The 17,410-nt window shown below is 49.1% G+C and carries 14 protein-coding genes and 1 pseudogene; all 15 read right to left on the bottom strand.

The window, feature by feature from the left end; all coding sequences use genetic code 11:
• Nucleotides 1–94 precede the first annotated feature (94 nt).
• Nucleotides 95–940: a LicD family protein gene (locus tag AC4EVX_RS00595; RefSeq protein WP_177978114.1), complete on the bottom strand. Its 846-nt coding sequence runs from the start codon at nt 938–940 to the stop codon at nt 95–97.
• 23 nt (nt 941–963) lie between these two features.
• Nucleotides 964–2,307 (bottom strand): lipopolysaccharide biosynthesis protein RfbH, encoded by a 1,344-nt coding sequence (gene rfbH, locus AC4EVX_RS00590; RefSeq protein WP_490159352.1) that lies wholly within the window; start codon nt 2,305–2,307, stop codon nt 964–966.
• A 58-nt stretch (nt 2,308–2,365) separates the two neighbouring features.
• A complete protein-coding gene (rfbG, locus tag AC4EVX_RS00585) occupies nt 2,366–3,427 on the bottom strand; it encodes a CDP-glucose 4,6-dehydratase (RefSeq protein ID WP_177978116.1) in 1,062 nt (353 codons plus the stop codon).
• A 127-nt stretch (nt 3,428–3,554) separates the two neighbouring features.
• Nucleotides 3,555–4,331 (bottom strand): glucose-1-phosphate cytidylyltransferase, encoded by a 777-nt coding sequence (rfbF, locus tag AC4EVX_RS00580; protein WP_177978117.1) that lies wholly within the window; start codon nt 4,329–4,331, stop codon nt 3,555–3,557.
• A 100-nt stretch (nt 4,332–4,431) separates the two neighbouring features.
• Nucleotides 4,432–6,309: a hypothetical protein gene (locus tag AC4EVX_RS00575; protein WP_308450943.1), complete on the bottom strand. Its 1,878-nt coding sequence runs from the start codon at nt 6,307–6,309 to the stop codon at nt 4,432–4,434.
• Nucleotides 6,310–6,358: 49 nt separating this feature from the next.
• Complete coding sequence (locus AC4EVX_RS00570) at nt 6,359–7,150, bottom strand: glycosyltransferase (RefSeq protein ID WP_177976803.1); 792 nt, start codon at nt 7,148–7,150, stop codon at nt 6,359–6,361.
• Nucleotides 7,151–7,158: 8 nt separating this feature from the next.
• Nucleotides 7,159–7,818 (bottom strand): SIS domain-containing protein, encoded by a 660-nt coding sequence (locus tag AC4EVX_RS00565; RefSeq protein ID WP_177976802.1) that lies wholly within the window; start codon nt 7,816–7,818, stop codon nt 7,159–7,161.
• Complete coding sequence (gmhB, locus tag AC4EVX_RS00560) at nt 7,815–8,426, bottom strand: D-glycero-beta-D-manno-heptose 1,7-bisphosphate 7-phosphatase (protein WP_490159351.1); 612 nt, start codon at nt 8,424–8,426, stop codon at nt 7,815–7,817. Before gmhB ends, AC4EVX_RS00565 begins: the two co-directional genes overlap by 4 nt.
• Nucleotides 8,427–8,519: 93 nt before the next feature.
• Complete coding sequence (locus tag AC4EVX_RS00555; RefSeq protein WP_177976800.1) at nt 8,520–9,590, bottom strand: GHMP family kinase ATP-binding protein; 1,071 nt, start codon at nt 9,588–9,590, stop codon at nt 8,520–8,522.
• The gene (locus AC4EVX_RS00550; protein WP_177976799.1) at nt 9,584–10,309 is read right to left on the bottom strand and encodes a sugar phosphate nucleotidyltransferase; all 726 of its coding nucleotides are present in this window, start codon (nt 10,307–10,309) and stop codon (nt 9,584–9,586) included. Before AC4EVX_RS00550 ends, AC4EVX_RS00555 begins: the two co-directional genes overlap by 7 nt.
• Nucleotides 10,310–10,669: 360 nt before the next feature.
• Nucleotides 10,670–13,972: a glycosyltransferase gene (locus AC4EVX_RS00545; RefSeq protein WP_490159397.1), complete on the bottom strand. Its 3,303-nt coding sequence runs from the start codon at nt 13,970–13,972 to the stop codon at nt 10,670–10,672.
• A gap of 345 nt (nt 13,973–14,317) precedes the next feature.
• A pseudogene (locus AC4EVX_RS00540) lies at nt 14,318–14,794 on the bottom strand (class I SAM-dependent methyltransferase); the annotation flags it as partial.
• 4 nt (nt 14,795–14,798) lie between these two features.
• On the bottom strand, nt 14,799–16,199 hold the full coding sequence (locus tag AC4EVX_RS00535; RefSeq protein WP_308450936.1) for an ABC transporter ATP-binding protein: 1,401 nt from the start codon (nt 16,197–16,199) through the stop codon (nt 14,799–14,801).
• A gap of 306 nt (nt 16,200–16,505) precedes the next feature.
• Nucleotides 16,506–16,679, bottom strand: a complete 174-nt coding sequence (locus AC4EVX_RS00530; RefSeq protein ID WP_177976789.1) for a hypothetical protein — start codon at nt 16,677–16,679, stop codon at nt 16,506–16,508.
• Nucleotides 16,666–17,133 (bottom strand): hypothetical protein, encoded by a 468-nt coding sequence (locus AC4EVX_RS00525; RefSeq protein ID WP_490159350.1) that lies wholly within the window; start codon nt 17,131–17,133, stop codon nt 16,666–16,668. The genes AC4EVX_RS00530 and AC4EVX_RS00525 overlap by 14 nt, the downstream gene beginning before the upstream one ends.
• Nucleotides 17,134–17,410 lie beyond the last annotated feature (277 nt).

The following is a 17,410-nucleotide window of genomic DNA, read 5'->3' as shown; positions in this document are numbered from 1 at the left end:
TTTCCTGTCTAAGTTTTCTGTCCAAGTTTTTTCTGAGTTCTCTGTCTGACTTTTTCGTCTGATTTTTTGTTCGATTTTCTCGTCAAAATCCGTATCAAACTTCCTCATCAAACACCTGAATCTCAATTGTGGAATGGCTTGGAATCCGCTTGTCCTCCGGCGGAAGTTTCATATAGTCCCCATAAATCCACGTCAACACCTCATCCCAGTGGGAGGATGCCATAAGTTTCGTGTCGCAGAAGTCCAGATCCACGATATCCTCACACCACTCCTTCTGAAGCGTCACATAGAGGTAATCCGGCTGATAATTGCTGTAATAAAGTTTTGGACTCTTCTTTTTGTGATCCCGAAGTGCCACCATTCTCTGCAAGCGGAAGAGTACGGAAAGCGGAACGAACTTTCCGACTGTCGACATTCCCCCGACTGCGAGCTTGTGGAACAGGCTGTACTTGCCGAAATCAAGGTGATAGCGATGACCCATCGCCATTCCGTAAATCATCTTGTGCATCAGAAGTGTCGCCGTCGCATCCAGCTTATTTGCCGGGAGCGTGTCAATCGTGAACAGATCCACCCAGAGATGGTTGAGCTTTCCGCCGTAGAACTTCATCTCCTCGGACTCCTCATGGGTACGGCTGTTCTTGTAGATAATTCTCGCCGTAAAATCATAGAATGCTTTTCCGTCCCGGTAGCTCCACGGCATCACAAGTTCCATCGTGTCCGGAAGCTCCCGGCGAACTACTTTCATAAATGCCTCATAGTTGTTTCTCGTGAATGCCACATCGGCATCGTCATCCCACGGGATAAACCCTTTGTGGCGCACAGCTCCGAGAAGCGTGCCCGCATCCAGCATGTATCGAATCTTATATTTTCGGCAAATCCGATCGATCTCCTTGAGAATCTTCAGATTTGTCTCATGCACTCTGGTCAGATCATATTCCATATCGTATCCTTACGCTCCCTTCTCTACTTCTGTGCGTCCAGTGCCTCCTTGATCGTCTCTGCCATATAGTCGATCATCTCATCCGTCATTCCCGGATAAACGCCAATCCAGAACGTATCTCTCATGATTCGATCGGTCACAGCCAGATCTCCGACAACGCGGTATCCGGTTCCACTCTCGCGCATCTGATCAAAGCACGGATGCTTGATTAAGTTTCCTGCAAACAGCATACGAGTCTGCACACCCTTCTTCTCCACATACTGAACAAGGGCATTTCGGTCAACCCCCTCCTTGCAGGTGATCAGAAAACCGAACCAGCTCGGACGTGATCCCGGACATGCCTCCGGCAGAATCAGTCTGTCCTCCGTTCCGGCAAGTGCCGTCTTCAAACGGTCGAAATTGTGTCTGCGGCGCTCCACAAATCCCGGGAATTTATCAAGCTGTGCACAGCCGATCGATGCCTGAAGATCCGTTGCCTTTAAATTATATCCAAAATGGGAGTACACATATTTGTGATCGTAACCGAGAGGAAGCTCTCCGTACTGACGATCAAAACGATGACCGCAGAGATTATCTCGTCCGGACGGGCAGACACAGTCGCGTCCCCAGTCGCGGAACGAGCGGATGATCTTGTTTAACAGCGGATTGTCCGTGTAGACAGCTCCACCTTCTCCCATCGTCATGTGATGAGGCGGATAGAAACTTGAAGTTCCGATGTCTCCGATCGTTCCGGTAAAACGCTCCTCGCCGTCAATCTCATACCGGCTTCCGAGTGCATCACAGTTGTCCTCAATCAGCCACAGGTTATGGCGATCGCAGAAGGATTTGACTGCACCGAGGTCAAACGGATTTCCAAGCGTATGTGCGATCATCACTGCCTTCGTCTTCTCGGAATAAGCAGACTCCAGCTGGGTCACATCGATGTTGTACTGCGGAATCGTCACATCGACAAAGACCGGAACAGCGCCATACTGGATCATCGGTGTTACGGTCGTCGGGAAACCTGCTGCGACCGTAATGACCTCATCCCCGCGCTTTATCTGACGATCTCCGAGAAGCGGAGAAGTCAATGCCATAAACGCATTCAGGTTCGCAGAGGAACCGGAATTGACAAGCGAGCAATATCTGACTCCGAGATACTTTGCCAGCTTTGCCTCAAACTCATCGGTGTAGCGTCCCGACGTCAGCCAGAACTCCAACGCACTGTCCACAAGGTTGACCATCTCATTTGCATCGTAGACTCTCGATGCATACGGGATTCTATCTCCCGGCTCAAACTCTTTTTTATTTTTGATGTGGTAATTCTCACAGTAGTCTGCCACCAGATCCAGAATCTGCTGGCGTGCCTCTTCCTGTTTCTTATCCATCTTGCAATCCATCCTTTCTCTCACCGCTTCATTTTTCACATTTTCTCAAACACCAACCCTAAAACTCCCGAATCTGGCAGTCGGTAACCTCGAGCATATCCTCGCCGTCAAGGTAGGCTTTCGACCACTCCACAGTCTTTTCAAGTGCCTCCGCAATATGCCATCTCGGTTGCCATCCGAAGACATGCTTGATGTGAGAACAGTCGAGTTTCAGGAAATTCGCCTCGTGAGGGCCTCCGTCATGCTGGTTCTCCCAGTCTGCCTGATCGCCCCAGGCATCGCAGAACAGTGTCACAAGCTCTCCTGTCGTCACACAGTCGCATTCATCCGGTCCCACGTTGTAGTATCCGGCATATGCTCCGTCCTCATACTGTCTCTCAAGAATCTCAAGATAAGCAAATAACGGCTCCAGGACATGCTGATACGGGCGCGTGGAATACGGATTTCTCACGCCGATCGTCTTTCCGACTGCCATCGCACGAACGCAGTCCGGGATAATTCGATCATTCGCAAAATCACCGCCACCGATCACATTTCCGGCACGGGCCGTCGAGATCGCACACCGTCCATCCTGGAAGAACGATTTCTGATAGCTGTGCGTCACAAGCTCGGAGCAGGATTTGCTGTTGGAATATGGATCATATCCATCGAGCGGATCGCACTCGCGATATCCATATTCCCACTCGCGGTTCTCATAGACCTTATCGGTCGTCACATTGAGAAGCGACTTCACTGAAGGCGTCTGACGCGCACACTCAAGCAGGTGAACGGTTCCCATCACATTCGTCTCGTAGGTGTAAACCGGATCTCGATAAGAATCTCTTACGATCGGCTGTGCTGCCAGATGAATCACAAGCTCCGGCTGTACGCGGTCAAATACCTTCTTCATGGCACTGAAATCACGGATGTCTCCGATCACCGAATCCATCGTATCCTCAAGTCCGAGAATCTGAAACATCGAAGGTTCTGTCGGTGGCTGAAGCGAAAATCCTGTCACCTTTGCCCCTGCCAATGTCAGAATCCGGCAAAGCCACGAACCCTTAAATCCGGTATGACCGGTCACAAGAATCCGTCTTCCTCTATAAAATTTTTCACACGCTTCCAGATTGTATCTGCTCATCTTCAACCACCTCTCCACCTTTTCTCTCTCCGACTCTCTTCGACTTTCGCCCTCTCGGCATTTCTTGATTATGATTTTCCAGTTACAATTTTTTAATCTAATCTTATCTAATCTTATCTAAGCTTAACTAATCTTTCCAGATTTTCCACGGAGCCTGCTTCGACTGCCACAGCTCCTCCAACTTTTTCATCTCTCTCTGCGTGTCCATGCACTGCCAGAATCCATCATGGTAGAACGACATCAGCTCACCCTCACTTGCAAGTCTCTGCATCGGCTCCTGCTCAAATACAGTCTGATCGTCCTTCAGGTAATTGAACACCTGCGGATTCATCACCATAAATCCGCCATTGATGACTGCTCCGTCTGAATCGGATTTCTCGCGGAATGAACGGATCACATTGTCCGGTCCGATGTCGAGAACGCCTTTTTGCTGACCGATGTTTACCGTCGTGATCGTCGCGATGCGTCCGTGACTCTTATGGAATTTCACGAGTGCCTCGAGATCGACGTTGCAGACTCCGTCGCCGTAAGTCAGCATGAACGGCTCATCGCCGATATACGGCTGAATCCGTTTGACACGACCACCTGTCATCGTGTGAAGACCGGTGTCCACGAGCGTCACCTTCCACGGCTCTGCATAGTTGTTGTGGACTTCCATCTTGTTGTTTGCAAGATCAAAGGTCACATCTGAGGTGTGGAGGAAATAATCCGCAAAGAACTCCTTCACCACATACTGCTTATATCCCAGACAGATCACGAAATCATGGAAGCCAAATTCCGAGTAATATTTCATGATATGCCAGAGAATCGGTCTGCCTCCGATCTCGATCATCGGCTTCGGCTTCAGATGGCTCTCTTCACTGATTCTCGTTCCAAGACCTCCTGCAAGAATTACTACTTTCATAAATGTATTTCCTTTCTCTTCTCTGTACTTCTGCTTCTGTACAGTAACCACTATCCTACTCTGCACTCTTCTGTGTTTTTTGTACTCCACATTCTCTACTTTACTCTGCCGTCATCTTCAAAAGCAGGGCGAGCTTCGTCGTTCCTCTCTGCTCCATCGCATTCGGAACAAAGAAATTCGTCTCAAACCGAAGCGTCACAACATCATATGGCTCTGCCTCGATCTCTGTCTCCACCGAAGTCTCCGTAAAGTGCAGGTAATCGACCGGCTCGTCATTGACATAGACCGTCAGCCACTGGTCGTCCGTCAGATCACGCGGATAAGTAAAACTCAGATGAATCTTTCCTGTCTTTCCCGCCATGACCTGAACCTTCGATTTCTCATCAATCCATCCATCATCGTAAAATCCGTAGATCGGACGGCACTTGAACGTCTTGACCACATGGGTCACATCCTGAAAACGATTGTGCTCCGGGTCTTCCTGAATCACGAGCATGTTGTCATCGACAAGACCGAACTGACGCACATCACTCACATGAACAACGCGTGTGCTCTCCTCCCTCTTGAGCGGATCGAAAACACGGAAAAAGTTTTCCGCTGTGAAATCCTCCATCTCAAAATTTTTTCCGACAACGAAGATATTTTTTCCGAAGATTCCGACCCCATAATTGCCGTAGGTCTCCTCCGCGAGAGAGTTGTATCTCTCCTGATCTGCCCAGTAATACAAATTCGGGTACAGACCGCGATAATAATTCTCAACCGGAAGCATCAACACAACATAGACCGTCAACACAGACAGATACGGAAAAGCCTGAAGCCAGATTCCTTTTTCTGCCATTCCTTCCGTCAGCACACCGTAAATCCACGCCATAAACAAGAGCGCCGTCGCATAGGAAACATAGACCCATCTCATCTCCACGCGGATCGTCACACTTGAGCAGGCAATGCACGCGCCGATAAACATCACAAACAATACAACGGTCTGGATTCTCTCCACGCGCTTCGCCTTTTTCTGAATCAGGCGTATAAACAGCGCAACAACCATCACAATCAGCATCAGATCTGCGATCGCAATCATCATCAGGACCCAGAGCGGAGCCTCGCGGAAGTTCTGACCGTTTAAATGCTCCGGTCCCGCATTGATTCCAAACAGGTAGGCAATCTGGCTAAGCGCAAACTTAATCACAGAGCTGACCGACATCGTATCTGCGACATCTGTTCCACCGGTTCCAGCCGGTGCAACCGTGCCGATCACAAAGAAACGGATCAGCTGAACGACTGCAAATGAGACCGCCGGTGCAATCCACTGGCGCACATCCTTTTCCTTGCGGAACAGAAGCACGAGGAAAAACAGCGGAAGAAGCACCATGTATCGCTCATGGACAAAGCAGACTGCAAAGTAGAGTCCGCTCGCAAGAAACATCCGGCGTTCTCCCTTTCCGTCATGCTCATGCAAAATCTGGTACAGAAGATAAAGAATCGAAATTGCGAGCCACAGTGCCATCGTCTCCATCAGTCCAAGTGCCTGTCCAATCTGATAGTAGGACATGCGGGACATCAAAAAAATCAGCGCAAACAGAATTCCTAAATATCTGCTTCGGCTGAAACTGCGCGCCATCCGGTAAAGTGTGTATGCAAGACCAGTGTTTAACAGGATATTGAACGGAACATACCAACCCACATGCGGTCCAAAGATCGCCATCTCGATCCATGCCACTAAATTATAGAGAAAACGGCATCTGCTTCCGCCGAACGTGAAGATCGCCTGGAGAAAAGACTCTGAATTGTAACTGTACCACTGATACAGATCATCCATATAAAGTCCCTTGATCTCCATATGCCGATTGACAAAAAAAGCAAACGCCCCAAGCAGGCACACAATCAGAAGCTCTGACCTCCACTCAATCTGACGTTTGACAAAACTGTGCTTGAGATCTTCCCCCTCCCTGTCTTTTCTCTGTACACGTTTTCTTTCCATGATAACTCTCCTAAATGATAACTCTCCTAAATATATTTTCTATTCTCGCCTACTTCTCATAGGCAGAATATGCCCCGCGGTAAAAAAACATCAGCACACGGACAATCCAGTCGGGCCAGATCTTTTGGTACATCTCTGTCTCCTCTTTTGAGCGCCGGTTGTTCTCGATGCACGCCTTCGTCGTCGCCCCGTCGTGAATCCGGTAGCCGATCAGCGGACGTTCCTCACAGATAAACCGTCCCTCTTGTCCCGCAAACTTCCACATCATATCCCAGTCCAGCGCAAACTTGTACGGGGAATCAAAGAGCGGTCTTTGAAGCAACTCCAGATTGTAGGTGCAGGACGGGCAGATAATCGGATTTCCAAACATCAGAGCCATCCGCTTGATTCCGGTTCTGTCCGCAAGCGGGCGCAGACGCAGGGGCAGACGCAGAAGTTTCTTTACAAAGTGGATCAGTCCTGGCTGTTCGGTCTTTCCATTCCGGAGAATCACACAGTCTGTTGTAAATACCGAAGCATCCGGATACCGCTCCCAGCAATCTTTCACTGCCTTCGCATAATCCCGGTGGTAAACATCATCCTGATGCGCGATCGTCACAAGGCGTGTCTTCGCATTTGCACACGCAAAGTTCCAGTCCTCCTGAATATCGCTCTGTCCCTCGCGCACAAACAGCGGAAGGTCATATTTCTTTGCGATCTCCTCAATAAACGCGCTCGGCGTCGAGGTGCACAGAATAATCTCTGATGGCTCCGACTGGCGTTTCAGCGAGCGGATACACTCCTCCAAATACGGAGAATCCTTATACGCACAGACTGCAAATGTGTGATCGATGTGATTCATTATTCCCATTACTCCTTAAAAAAGTGCTCCTCAAGCATCAGACAGAGCGCATGATAGACCGGAAGATGAAGCTCCTGAATCTTAAACGTCTCAGACTCCGGCACAATGATTGCGACATCCGCGCGCTTTCCGAGGATTCCACCGTTCTTTCCGGTCAGTCCGATCACGGAAATTCCCTTCGCCTTCGCCGTCGTCACCGCATAGTCAATGTTCCTGGAATTTCCAGACGTGGAAATCGCCAAAAATACATCTCCCGCTCTGCCATATCCACAGACCTGCTGAGCAAACGTCATATCTCCGTTGACATCATTCGCAAATGCAGTCGAAAGTCCCGCATGTCCAGTCAGTGCAATCGCCATAAGTCCACCCTGAAGTGAGCGCGCAAGCTCCTCCCCATACTCCGGACTTTCCTGACAGATCTTCTGCCAAAGCTCCTCTGGCAGAGGTCTGCGCTTTACAAATCCCTTCATCAGTTCTCCGACAATGTGCTCGGAATCCGCACAGCTCCCGCCATTTCCCGCAATCAGAAGTTTTCCGTCATGCTCGTAGCAGGTTCTGAGCAGTTCATAAGCATTTAAAATCTCCGTCTTCACAGCTTCCAGCTTTGGATAGCGCTCTGTCAGCTCATCAAGAATCTTCGCTTCCTTCTCTGATAATCCCTGTGTCATGTCTCCTGTTTTGTTCCTTTCTCAAGATCATTGCTTTTCAAGATTTCCTCTACTGCCTCAAGAAGCGTGTCGGCGTAAAAATCCCACGGAAGGCTCTCTCCCTCGTGCAAATTTTCTTCTGCCTCCGCTCTCTCTTCAGCTCCATAACCGGTTCCGATCAGAATCGTGTGCACACCGTAATTGCGCCCGGCTTCCACATCGATCTTCTTATCTCCGATCATCCAGGAATGTTCCTTATCAATCTCATAGTACTGCTCCGCCATCTCAAACATCCCCGTCTCCGGTTTCCGGCAGTGACAGGCTTTCTTGTAAATACCGATTCCGTGTTCCGGGTGATGCGGGCAGTAAAAGAAGTGATCGATCTGCGCCCCCTGCGGTGCGAGAAGTTCATTCATATAGGCATGCAAACTGACTACCTCATCCTCCCCGTAGTATCCCCGTGCGATACCTGCCTGATTCGTCACCACAACAAGGCGATAGCCTGCCCGCTTGAGCGCACCAAGCGCCTCTGCGACTCCGGGCAGAAGCACGAGATCCTCTTTTCTGTGCAGATAGTTGACTTCCTCATTCAACGTGCCGTCCCGGTCAAGAAAAATCACTCTCTCCATCGTCTCCTGACTGTCCTCCCATGTTCGATCTGTTACGGTTTTCTTAGTGCTTTCATCATTCTTAGTACTCTCATTGTTTTATTTTCTGAGCACTTACACTTCAAACTTGTAATCCCCATTGGGCAGATGAACCTTCACCTCGTTGTAATCCCAGCGATCCTCATCTGCAATCCATGACTGGGCACCGCGAAGCTCAAAGTTCCAGTCTGCAAGCTGACCGCCGACCTGCTCCATGCGCTCTGCGACCTTATGCTTGACATTGTACGGGCAATACATCAGAAGATAACCGCCTCCGCCTGCTCCGAGGAGTTTTCCGCCGAGTGCGCCCGCCTTCTTTGCCTCCTCATAGAGCGCATCGATCTGCGGGTTCGTGATCTTACTGCTCATGCGCTTCTTGCTCTCCCAACCATAGTCGAGAAGTTTTCCGAAGCTGTGAAGATTTCCCTTCAAAAGTTCATCCTTCATCGCATAGGCAAGCGCCTTGACCTCGCACATCGCGTCAAACGCATCCTTCTTCTCGTAGTTCTTGACCTGGTCCTGAATGATATTTGCAGAAACATGGATATTTCCGGTGTAGCACAGAAGCAGGTTGTACTGCAACTCATGAATAATGTCTTTCTTGATTCGAAGCGGGTTTACGACTACGTTGTTTCGTCCGTGAAACTCAATGAAATTGAAACCACCGAACACTGCTGCATATTGATCCTGGTATCCTCCGGCAATCTTCAGATCCTCGCGCTCTACCTGATAAGCGAGATCGGCAAGACGGTATCCATCCATCTCAATTCCCTTCCAGCGCGCCATTGCGACAAGAAGTGCCACCATCACCGTCGAGGATGTTCCAAGTCCCGATCCTGGCGGTGCATCACACTGCAAATAAACCTCACAGCCCTGCTTGATCTCCATCGCTTTGAGTGCCGCAGTGACGAGATCAAGTCTGCCGTCATACACATAGTTCTCTTTTGTATTGTATTTGACCGTCATATCAAAATCAAGCGAGTGCACGATAATCTGATCGTCTGTTCTCGGCACAATCGAACAGTACGCATACTTGTTGATCGTACTGCCGATAATCGCTCCTCCCTGCTCCACACAGAAAGGTGCTACATCCGTACCGCCTCCGCCAAAGCTCACGCGCAGAGGTGCTCTCCCTCGAATTACCATCGGATCACCCCTTTCTCCACATCGTCCATAAACTGATAATATGCCTCCGGAATTCCGATGTCGATGAAATAGCCATCGTGTACAAATCCGCCGAGTCTCCGCTTCTCACTGAGCCACTTCGGAATCATCTCATTTTCAAGGGAAACTTTTCCTTCCGGAATCTCGTCGAGAAGCCCTCTCTTCATATAATAAATTCCGCCGTTGATCGTTCCCGGACGCGCCTCACTCGTCTTCTCATTGAATCCTGTGAGCATGCCCTGATCGAGAGTCGCCTCGCCGTAGCGGGAAATATCCGGAACTTCCCGGAGCACAAGAGCCAGATCCAGATCCTTCTCTGCCTGCATCTGCGCAAGTCTGCTGTAATCGATCTGATAGAACGTATCCGCATTCAACACATAGAAGGCATCCTCCGTCACGAGCTTTCCGGCATTCTTGATCGCACCGGCAGTTCCGAGAAGCTCCTTCTCGTAGGCATACTGAATCTTAATCGGAGTCTGATCCGGAGCGGTAAAACGGCTTCCATCCCCGAAATACTCCTCCACCATTGATCCCTTATAGCCCACTGCAAAAATGATGTCCGTGATTCCATGCTTTGCAAGCTCATGAACCACATACTCCATAAATGGTTTATCCTGTATCAGTGCCATTGGCTTTGGTCTGTCGCTCACCACACTGCGTAAACGCGTTCCAAGACCGCCTGCGAGTAAAATTGCCTGCATTTTTCATTCTCCCATATTACTAAAATATTGTTCTTTTGGTTGTCCAACCGTACACGTTTCCATTAACTACCCGAACAGTATATCATTTTCTTGTCAAAGATTCCACCCACTTCATAAATCTGTAATAAGAGTTTTTTTTAGAAACGAAAAACCCACCAGGAATACGTCTCTCTTCCTGGCAGGTTCTCCCCCAAATTTTTTCAGCCTATATATAATCCTATATACACAAACTATCACAATATCTCTGTTGTAAACCATCTATGGCTCCGAGGGCGGGAAAGTGCAGGCAAACCCGGAGCGAAAGCGCGTTTGCATGACTTTACCCGCCTGAGGAGCCCCCAAAATTTTCACATTTAGATCTTATCTCTTAAAATCATCCTCAATCCGCTTCCACGCCGCATCCATGCTGAAATGCTGGCGGATATAGGTCTGAGTCTTCTCACAGAGCGCACGGCACTCATCCGGATTCTGGTAGAGGCGAACCGTCGTCTTGGCAAACTGCTCCGGATCATCCTCGACGAGAAGCACATCCTCGACATTCGGAATTCCCTCAGCTCCGACAGATGTCGTGACGATCGGCGCTCCGTTGTAGATTGCCTCGACAACCTTACCCTTTACGCCTGCTCCATACCGCAGAGGAACCACAACGATTCGACTCGTCGCATAGAGCTCGCTCAGCTCTTCTTCCGAGACAAAGCCCTTGATGATCACGCCATTTCCCGGCTCTGCAAGCGCCTTGATTTCATCGGTCACCTTCGATCCGACCACATAGAAATCCGGCGGGGTCTGACCGAGTGCCTGCATCTTCTCACGAATCCGCGGATAGATCTCCTTCACGAACCACAGAACGGCATCAGCGTTCGGCGGATGTGCGAAACCTCCGACAAAGAGCAGTCCTTCCCTCTTCGCAAAATCTTCCTGAATATCACTCTTGAACTCATCAAAGACATAAGCTGTGATGTCCTTGACATTGATCGTCGGATCGATCTCATGGATCGCATCACGCTCCACATAGGACGGGTAATAGGAAACCGCTGCCTTGCTCATCAGCGTCAGCTCCACGGATTTCCAGTATTCGGCATTCTCGCGGATCTTCGGATCTCCGGTGATCTGGTACTCTCTGCTCTCTCTGAGGAAATGCAGATCATGACCATAGTAAATCACCTTGATATCCGTGTTGTCGAGAATGTAGTCGACATACTTCGATGCAATATGCGGACGATTCAGATAAGCGACTGCAATGTCATCGCCGTGATCTCTGAGCCAATCCCAGATCTTCACCTGATACTCCGGTCCGTAGAGCACTTCGATTCCCATCTGCTCGAGCGTCGTCGTGTACGGCTCCTCATGCATGAAGTTATCACCGAGGAATTTTACGACAAATCCCTTCTTGATGAACATCTTCAGATACTCAAACGTCGTCTTGGAACCGGCATCCTTGTCGTAGGTCGGCACATAGTGGTCAACGACAAGAATAATCGGCTTGCCCTTACTGCGCTCACGTGCGCGGAACGGATCCGGATTGCCATCATTCTCACACTGCTTCTTAAACTCCTCTGCCCACTTTTCCTTAAGCTTCTTGGAGTTTGCAACCTGATAACGCTTGAGTCCGGTTCCCTGCACATCGGTTCCGTTGGAAACGCCCTCGAAATGAATCACTTTTGAGAGTGGCTGATAAACCACGCGGTATCCGGCTTTTCTGACCTCAAATGCGAGATCGGAATCCTCGCAATATGCCGGTGCAAATCGGGTGTCAAAACCTCCGATCTGCTTCCACAGATCAACGGACAGCAAAATCGCCGCTCCCGAGATATAGTCGACATCCTTGACGTAGTTGTACTCCGGCTTATCCGGATTATCGAGACGACCGTAATTCCAGCCGGAACCATCGCTCCAGATGATTCCACCTGCCTCCTGAAGTCGTCCATCCGGGTATACGAGCTTCGATCCTACCATTCCGATCGTCGAGTCAGACTCGATCAGCTGAACGAGCGAAGAGAGCCACCCTTCTGTCACCTGCGTGTCGTTGTTGAGGAACATCACATACTTACCACGGGCATGGCGCGCCGCATTGTTGCAGTTTCTGAGGAAGCCCTGGTTCGTGCTGTTTCGGCAGATCACAAGCCCCTCCGCAAACTCACCGAGACGAGAGGTTGCGTCGGTCGACACATCATCCGCGATGATCACCTCATACGTCACATCTTTCGTATGCTCAAGAATCGAGAGCAGGCACGCATAGGTGTAATGAATCTGATTGTAAACCGGAATCACGATCGATACCTGCGGGTTCTCTGCTTTCTCAAAGTGAAGTTTTCCATGCTGACGGTAGATCTCTCCGATGTTGAAATCTCCATCTCTCAGGTTGCGTCCCTCCGGAGTCGAGTATAACTTCATCGAACGGATCGGATGCATCAGGTATTCCTTTTTATAAGAAAGGCGTTTGCGCTCCACCGATCCTCTCGGATATTTCTGGTTGAACTTGTCGCCGAGTTTCCGGCGAATCTTAAACAGAATCGCCTCATGCTTGTTGAGGTAATTAAGCGTCTTTCCGAGTTCTCCGTTCTCGTGGCGCAGAGCCGCGATAATCGCCTCAAGGTTCGTCACATGGTTGTTTGTCAGCCGCTGTACCTCTGTGATCTTGCGGATCTCGACATCCTTCTCCCGGCTGTGAATCTTCATCTGCTCAATGCGCTCTCTCGCACGCGCAAGGTCACTCTCGGTCTGGCGGATCTCGCGGATTCCGCGGGAATAAACCATGTAGTTGCCAAGATAGAGCTGCTGATTTTCTCCATGCACATAGTTCTGGAAGTTTTCCTCCATCTTGCGGTAGATCTCCGCCATCTGCGGTGTGATCTCAAACATTGCAAGCACACTGTCGAGATCGAGCTGACCGAGAACGCTGTGGTACTGCTCATAGAAATAGTACAGAATCCGGTATTTCACAAAATGTTCCGGAACCGGGAACAGGAAGACCCACTCGTAATCCAGGCAGAAAATACCGTTCTTTGTGAGAAGCATATTTTCAAACAGAGCATCGATGTTGGAAACCTTGCAGGCGGTATCGCTCGCAAGAACGCCCTTTTCCTCATCGGTCAGCCTCACTCCAAAAACTTCGTCAAACTCCTCTGTCTCTGAAAATGCACTGCGATACTCCGGAGAAATGTCATAAATCTGCCCCATCGCCTCCTTAAGCGCCATCGCCGGAACCTGTCCGTTCTGGATCTGCTCTCCGAGTTTCTCCGCCCAGGTCTGTCCATTCAGATACGGAAAATACGCGGAATTTCCGTTTTTCTCGCAGAATGCCTTTGCAACCTTGAGCGTACGGTGCTGATTGGTCAGTGCCCGATACTTTTTCTCAAATGACCAGATATGCTCTGCCCCGTCAAGGCTCAGAGCCGACTTCTCAACATAGCGCTTCCAGACTTTGTTTGCGTGACCCGGAGTTCCTGCATTCTGAACCGATGCCGAACTTGTGCTTGTCGACTGCTTGTTCTCTGCGCCCTCTGTACCTGCGCCAGCAGAAACCTGCACTTCCTGCAAATTCTCATACGGTGCCGGTGCACTCTGCTCAGTCAGTCGCTCACAGATACAGGTCTTGATCTGGAACTGCTCTCTGCGCGTCTTATTGTACTTGATATAAATCCGGCGGTCGCTTGCCTGCATGCTTGCGTTCGCCTGCCAGAATACAAGATAGGAGTTTGCATACAAGTCAAAGACACCTGCCTCGCAGACCTCATCAAACTTCTCTCCCATATCCATCATGTGATACGGCGGATAATCATACGCTGGCGTCACTCGCGTCAGATCTCCCTTTTTCGGAAGATACTGATCGGAATAAATACTGACCGGTGTGCGGTAATCCGGCATCGGATAGTAAAACTCTGCCCGACCGGACATACTCACAGTCTTTTCTATTCCATAGAGAAGCTCGAGAATCTGCTTCTTGGAAAGTGCATTCTCATCCTCCCTGCTTCCGGCAAAATACTTCATGCCGAGCGTATTTGCAACTGCAATAATCAAAACTCCATCCGGTGCAAGCAGGGACTTCGCCGTTTGAATCTGCTCCTCATACGGAGCCTCAAGCGTTCCCGCAAACACAATGTAATCGTATTTCTGTTCTGATTTCTGGGCATCCTCCGCCTCTTTTTTATGCTTCTGCGCATAATCAGAGAGCGTGCCCTCCTCATAGCGAATGTTCGGCGCACCCGGATACCGCATCTGCACGGTCTCAAGCGCCTTCTTGCTCTCATCAAGAACCGTCACCCGGCTCACACTTCTGCGGAACAGTCCGGTCATCGCACCGTAATCCGCACCGACCTGCAACAGAGAAGCGTCCGACTTAAAGTCATACCACTCAAGCAGAAGCTCTCTCTGCCCGGAGAGCGCATACAGATAATCCAGGCGCGTATTCTGCTCGAGAATTTCCCGGACATTTCCCTTGTGCTCTTTTAAGAGTGCCTGTATTTCCTCATCAATCTTTTTCATGCTTTTAATTTCCTTTTTCTTCCTGCGTGCCCGATGGCTTCAAAACTGCCTCGACCTCAGATTCCATATCGTAAACGCCCACGGTGTTCTTGTTGGAGATGACCGTGATATTGGCAATGTCGTACAGACGATGATAAACCGTGTGCTCGCCCTGCTCAAATCCGGTACAGCTCATCGAGAGCAGATATTCTCCGCCCTGAAGCGTCATCTTCTGGCGGAAGCAGACCTCATACTCATCTCCATCCTTGACCGGACGGATATCCGCTCCCTCAAACATCGTATTCGTTCCCGTCAGATCAGCACCCTTCTTATCCTTAATTGTATAGGTAAAGATCGGTGCCTGAATCGTATCATAGAAATGAATGCGCTCACGAATCTCAAAATACTCTCCCTTGAGGAGCAGATTTGTGAGGTTTCCTCTCTCATCAAACAGACCGAAGTCATAGAGCTCTGCCTTGCCATTTCCATACTCGGTCTTGCTCGGGTTGATCGTCAGCTTGTCGCGCATCAATCCCTGATGCACTGTTTTCTGATGACCACCTGCACTCTTTCCGGTCTTAGAATCCGAAGTTCCTGATCCTGACTTTGCAGAATTCTCCTCATCCCCGATTCCACCGGAGAAATCATTCATCTCGGCAAGCTCTTCCTCAAGCGCCCCCATCTGGTTCGCAAGGATCTTCTTGTAGAGATCGACCATCTTGCCCGGCGCTCCCTCTGCGACGTAATGTCCCTTATTTAAGAGAACAACCCTGTCACAGTATTTGATGACACTTCCCATATCATGCGTAACCATCAGAATCGTCGTTCCGTTCTTGCGAATCTCCTCCATTCTGCGGTAACACTTTGACTGGAAGAAGACATCTCCTACCGAGAGCGCCTCATCGACAATCAGAATCTCCGGCTCAACATTGATCGCGAGCGCAAATGCGAGGCGGACAAACATACCACTCGAGTAAGTCTTTACCGGCTGGTAGACAAAATCCCCGATATCCGCAAATTCCAGAATATCCGGCAGTTTCTCCTCCATCTGCTTTCTCGTGAATCCCATCATCGTTCCATTCATGAACACGTTCTCGATTCCGGTGTAATCCATGTTGAATCCGGCTCCAAGCTCGAGGAGTGCCGAGATCACTCCGCTGACGCGCACATTTCCGGAGGTCGGGGTCAGAACACCGGTGATGATCTTTAAGATCGTGGACTTTCCCGATCCGTTCGTTCCGATGATGCCTACGGTCTCGCCCTTCTTGACATTAAAAGAAATATCACTCAGCGCAAAAAAGTCCCTGTGATAATTCTTATGGGTGATGCTAAGAGATTCCTTCAGCCGGTCAATCGGCTTCTCATATAGTTTATAAATCTTACTTACATTTTGTACCTGAATTGCATATTCGTTGTCTGAAGACATGAAATTTCCTTTCGTTCCTCTCGAGCATGCCAGAAAATGCAGACCTTGCATATAGATCTCAAATACAGATCTTACATATCGATCCCAAATGCGGATCTTAAATACAGATCTCAAATATGCATTCCAAATGCAAATCCCGGCATACGCTTCCTACTTCGAGGAGCATTATACCATTTATTCCACGCAGGTGCAAGGAATCCCTTATTCACATTTTCCATTACCGTTTCTGCATTGCACAAAATCTACTCACATCCGTCCTGCACGCTACGATTCCCTTGTTATCTTTTCTTCTATTTTTTCCACCTTCTAATCGTATTCTGTTTCCGAATACTGCCCCACAAAAAAGCTGTCCACAATGTTGTACATAGCCTGAATCAGCTGTGCAAGCATGACCGGAGGAGCAATTTTCAATAAAATCTTTGAGATTTTTTCTGTCCGGAAAGGCTCTGTCTCTGCTCCTGCTCTATCATCCTTTTTCATGATCCATTTCCTCCAAAGTCAGATCTAAAACTTCATCCGAAGTCTTTTCTGAAGTTTTTTCCGAAACCTTTTCCAACGTCTTTCCCAAAGTTTCCGCCAACGTCTCTTCCAAGATCCGATCATACTCCATAAAAAGTTCTGTCATCTCCCGGATTCGCTCCTCTCCAATCCGCTTCACTGTCCGCTCCTCCATAAGGCTTAAGGAATACAGAAGTTTTTCCGAGTATGCTTCCCCGGTTTTTGTCAGTACGAGTGCCTTCTCTTTTCCAAAGGACTTCTCTTTATTAATCTCAAGAATCCCCTCTTTTCTCATCTCTGTGATCACATGATTCACCGTCTGACGCGGAAGCAGATAGGAATCACAGACCTGCTTCTGCGTGCAAAATCCATATTCCCGAATTGTATAAAGCACCAGCATCCGATTATAGCTGACCTGATTTTCCTTCGCCCACATCGAGTAAACCCTTCGGCACCGAATAATCGCCTAGTTGACCTGATCGTGCAGTTTTTGTGTATTTCGATCCATGTTCTTCCTCCTCTTTTAATCCCATTTGGGATTAAAAGAGGTATACGCCTGTGGTTATCTGATGTCAATCCCGGCTTCTTCAAACTTTGTTTTCCATTTTATTTCTGTATCATTTATTTTTTACAGCACTTAAAATCTTCGTGACGCATTCTCTTTTTGAGTTTGCAAACTTATGATATAATATCACTAGAAACCTTTCTAAACC

It is taken from the genome of Brotaphodocola sp., assembly GCF_983179755.1.
Note: the sequence above shows the minus strand (reverse complement) of the source record. Positions and strands in the feature narration are given on the sequence as shown.

Bases quoted from the DNA above. Each gene is read 5' to 3' on its own strand.
- rfbH (WP_490159352.1), bottom strand. From the start codon at position 2,307: ATGGATAAGAAACAGGAAGAGGCACGCCAGCAGATTCTGGATCTGGTG.
- AC4EVX_RS00565 (WP_177976802.1), bottom strand. From the start codon at position 7,818: ATGACACAGGGATTATCAGAGAAGGAAGCGAAGATTCTTGATGAGCTG.
- AC4EVX_RS00570 (WP_177976803.1), bottom strand. From the start codon at position 7,150: ATGAATCACATCGATCACACATTTGCAGTCTGTGCGTATAAGGATTCT.
- AC4EVX_RS00535 (WP_308450936.1), bottom strand. From the start codon at position 16,199: ATGTCTTCAGACAACGAATATGCAATTCAGGTACAAAATGTAAGTAAG.
- AC4EVX_RS00595 (WP_177978114.1), bottom strand. From the start codon at position 940: ATGGAATATGATCTGACCAGAGTGCATGAGACAAATCTGAAGATTCTC.
- rfbF (WP_177978117.1), bottom strand. From the start codon at position 4,331: ATGAAAGTAGTAATTCTTGCAGGAGGTCTTGGAACGAGAATCAGTGAA.
- AC4EVX_RS00525 (WP_490159350.1), bottom strand. From the start codon at position 17,133: ATGTGGGCGAAGGAAAATCAGGTCAGCTATAATCGGATGCTGGTGCTT.
- AC4EVX_RS00575 (WP_308450943.1), bottom strand. From the start codon at position 6,309: ATGGAAAGAAAACGTGTACAGAGAAAAGACAGGGAGGGGGAAGATCTC.
- rfbG (WP_177978116.1), bottom strand. From the start codon at position 3,427: ATGAGCAGATACAATCTGGAAGCGTGTGAAAAATTTTATAGAGGAAGA.
- gmhB (WP_490159351.1), bottom strand. From the start codon at position 8,426: ATGGAGAGAGTGATTTTTCTTGACCGGGACGGCACGTTGAATGAGGAA.
- AC4EVX_RS00550 (WP_177976799.1), bottom strand. From the start codon at position 10,309: ATGCAGGCAATTTTACTCGCAGGCGGTCTTGGAACGCGTTTACGCAGT.
- AC4EVX_RS00545 (WP_490159397.1), bottom strand. From the start codon at position 13,972: ATGCAGGCAAGCGACCGCCGGATTTATATCAAGTACAATAAGACGCGC.
- AC4EVX_RS00555 (WP_177976800.1), bottom strand. From the start codon at position 9,590: ATGGTAATTCGAGGGAGAGCACCTCTGCGCGTGAGCTTTGGCGGAGGC.
- AC4EVX_RS00530 (WP_177976789.1), bottom strand. From the start codon at position 16,679: ATGAAAAAGGATGATAGAGCAGGAGCAGAGACAGAGCCTTTCCGGACA.